General features: G+C 71.8%; 4 protein-coding genes. All 4 read left to right on the top strand.

The genetic code is table 11. From position 1 onward, the window contains the following. Positions 1 to 795 (top strand): ATP-binding cassette domain-containing protein (locus HLK59_RS49175; RefSeq protein WP_171148202.1); only part of this gene is annotated, 795 nt, incomplete at its 5' end. Next, complete coding sequence (locus tag HLK59_RS49170) at positions 792 to 1595, top strand: ECF transporter S component (RefSeq protein ID WP_346780008.1); 804 nt, start codon at positions 792 to 794, stop codon at positions 1593 to 1595. The genes HLK59_RS49175 and HLK59_RS49170, both read left to right, overlap by 4 nt. A gap of 307 nt (positions 1596 to 1902) precedes the next feature. Beyond that, a complete protein-coding gene (locus tag HLK59_RS49165) occupies positions 1903 to 2322 on the top strand; it encodes a transglycosylase SLT domain-containing protein (protein WP_171148200.1) in 420 nt (139 codons plus the stop codon). Between the two features lie 110 nt (positions 2323 to 2432). Beyond that, positions 2433 to 3122, top strand: coding sequence for a YoaK family protein (locus HLK59_RS49160; protein ID WP_171148199.1), 690 nt, complete (start codon positions 2433 to 2435; stop codon positions 3120 to 3122). Positions 3123 to 3224: the final 102 nt, after the last annotated feature.

The raw sequence follows: 3224 nt of genomic DNA, 5'->3' as shown, positions 1-3224 counted from the left end.
TGTGTCAAAGGCCCAGCCCCCTCCCCATCCCCCCACGCCGCCGAAGTCCAAGCCCTCTCGGTCCGCCGAGCTCACGTCCAAGCCCTCCGCCACATCACCCTCACCGTCGCCCCCGGCGAGACCATCGCCCTCATGGGCCGCAACGGCGCCGGCAAGTCCACCCTGCTCAACACCCTCGTAGGCCTCGTCGAACCCTCCACCGGCACGGTCCAGGTAGCCGGAGCCGTACCCCATCGCACCGCCCCCAAGGACCTCGTACGCCGCGTAGGCCTCGTACCGCAGGAACCCCGCGACCTCCTCTACACCGACACCGTCGCCGCCGAATGCACCGCCGCAGACGCCGACTCGGACGCCACCCCCGGCACCTGCCGCACCCTCGTCTCCGAGCTCCTCCCGGGCGTGAGCGACGACACCCACCCCCGCGACCTCTCCGAGGGCCAGCGCCTCGCCCTCGCCCTGGCCGTCGTGCTCACCGCCCGCCCTCCCCTGCCCCCCCTCGACGAGCCGACCCGCGGCCCGGACGACGCGGCGAAGGCCCGCCTGATCACGCCCCTCAGGGCGCTCGCCACGGAGGGCCACGCCATCATCCTGGCCACGCACGACGTGGAACTGGCCGCCGAGATCGCCCACCGGGTCGTCCTCCTCGCCGACGGCGAGGTGATCGCCGACGGCCCGGCAGCGGACGTCGTCATGGCCTCCCCCTCCTTCGCCCCGCAGGTCAGCAAGATCCTTGCCCCACAGAAGTGGCTCACGGTGGCGCAGGTACGGAAGGCCCTCAAGGAGGACCCCGCGTGACGTCCGTGAAGGCCATCCGCCTCGGCCCCCGTTCCGTCGCCGCCCTCGCCCTCGCCGGCGCGGTTGGCGTCGCCGCCTTCGGGTGGCCGTTTCTCGCGCCGCCGGGCTCGCAGGTCGGGGCGCACACCCAGGACGCGCCGTGGCTCTTCGCGGGGCTGTTGCTGCTGCTGGTCGCCGTGGTCGGGGCGGCGATCTCGGAGGCGGGGCTGGGGCCGAAGGCGGTGGCGATGATGGGCGTGCTGGCCGCGACCGGCGCCGCGCTGCGGCCGATCGGCGCCGGGACCGCCGGGATCGAGCCGATGTTCTTCCTGATGGTGCTGAGCGGCCGGGTGCTCGGTCCCGGGTTCGGATTCGCGCTCGGCTCGACGACGATGTTCGCCTCGGGGCTGCTGACGGGCGGGGTGGGCCCGTGGATGCCGTTCCAGATGATGGCGATGGGCTGGTTCACGATGGGCGCGGGCCTGCTGCCGGACCGGGTCCGCGGCCGGGCGGAGCTGCGGCTGCTCGCCCTGTACGGCTTTGTGGCGGCCTTCGCCTACGGCACGGTGATGAACCTCGCGGGCTGGCCCTTCATGGGCGCGCTGGCCTCGAACATCGCCTTCGCCCCCGGAGAGCCGGTCCCCGAGAACCTGGCCCGCTTCCTCGCCTACTGCCTGGCCACCTCCCTCGGCTGGGACCTGGGCCGGGCGGTGTGCACGGTCGTCCTGACCTTCCTGCTCGGTCCGGCCGTACTCAGGGCGCTACGCAGAGCCACCCGGCGGGCGGCGTTCGAGACCGCGGTCACATTCGAGCCTCGTTGAGCGGTGAAGCACCCCACATGACCCACATCACGAACTATCTAACCTAGTAGTACATTTCGGACGCCATGCTCACGACATAACCGCCCCTGACCTGCACTTTGAGAGCCAGGTCACACCAACCCCTCCCGACCCACATACGACCACAACTAGCAAAAGGGGTCATTGCGGACGGGCTCCGAGCCTGTTTCTCTGGACAACGTCGCACGGCGCCGACCCGCCCCCGGGCCTCGGCGCCAACGCATGTCACCGCCGCTCACCGCGGTCACGACATACCCGCGACTCCCTGTCCCCGAAGAAAAGGTTCTCCGTGTCCGTCTCCCGCATCGTTCGCCGCATCGCTTCTCCGAAGAAGGCCATCACCACCGTCGCGATGGCCGCCGCCACCGCCGGTCTGGTGCTGACCGCGGCGCCCGCTCAGGCGGCCACCACCTCCTCGGCCTCCGAGGCCCAGGCCATCGCGCGTCAGATGATCCCGAACGCCGCCCAGTACAACGCGTTCAGCAAGATCGTCGAGCACGAGAGCGGCTGGGACGTCGACGCCACCAACGCCTCCTCCGGCGCCTACGGCCTGGTCCAGGCCCTGCCCGGCTCCAAGATGGCCTCCGCCGGCTCCGACTGGAAGACCAGCGCCGAGACCCAGATCGAGTGGGGCCTCAAGTACATGAACGAGCGCTACGGCAGCCCGACCGGCGCCTGGGCGTTCTGGCAGGCCAACGGCTGGTACTGAGCCGGCTGACAGCAGACTGACGTACGAAGGCGGCGGTCCCCTCGTGGAGGGGACCGCCGCCTTCGTCGTCCTTCGTCGTCCAGAGGGAGCGCACATGGTCCACTGGGCCGGTGAGCACAGAGACTGAAGGGTCCGCCCCCGCCCCCGAGGACCGCGGACTCCGCCTGGTGCCGGTACTGCTCGCGCTGACCCTGGTCAGCGGACTGATCGACGCCGTCAGCTATCTCGGCCTCGGACAGGTCTTCACCGCGAACATGACCGGCAACGTGGTGGTACTGGGCTTCGCCGCGGCCGGCGCCCCCGGCTTCTCGGTACCGCACACCGTGACGTCGCTCGCCTCGTTCGTGGTGGGCGCGGCGGCGGGCGGCCGGATCGCCGTACGCCTCGGACGTGGCTCGCGCCGCAGATGGGCCCGGATCACCCTCGCCACGGAGGCGGCCCTGCTCGGCGTGTCCGCGGTGGTCGCCTTCGTCGCGCCCGACGACACGGCCACCGTCTACACGGTCATCGCGGTCACGGCCTTCGCGATGGGCCTGCGCAACGCCACGGTCCGCAGGCTCGGCGTCCCCGACATCACCACCACCGTCCTGACCATGACCCTGACAGGCCTCGCCGCGGACTCCCCCGCGGGCGGCGGGCCGGGGACACGCTCCCCCCGCCGTTCCGGCGCGGTCGTCGCGATGGTGGCGGGCGCCGCGCTCGGCGCGTGGCTGGTGCTCCACCACGGACTGGGCATCCCCCTGCTGGTCACGGCCGTGCTGGTGGGGGTGCTGGCGGTGGTGGCATCGGGGCGGGAGTAGGGAGGGACCCGTTGCCGGCCCCGAGTGACCGTCGGCCACCGCGCGGTACAGCCTGATCCCGGAGTCGCCCCGCACATCGCCGAAGTCCCGTTCCCACGGCGA

The organism is Streptomyces sp. S3(2020) (assembly GCF_013044505.1).
Classification (GTDB): Bacteria; Actinomycetota; Actinomycetes; order Streptomycetales; family Streptomycetaceae; genus Streptomyces.
This window is presented reverse-complemented; position numbering and strand designations above follow the sequence as displayed.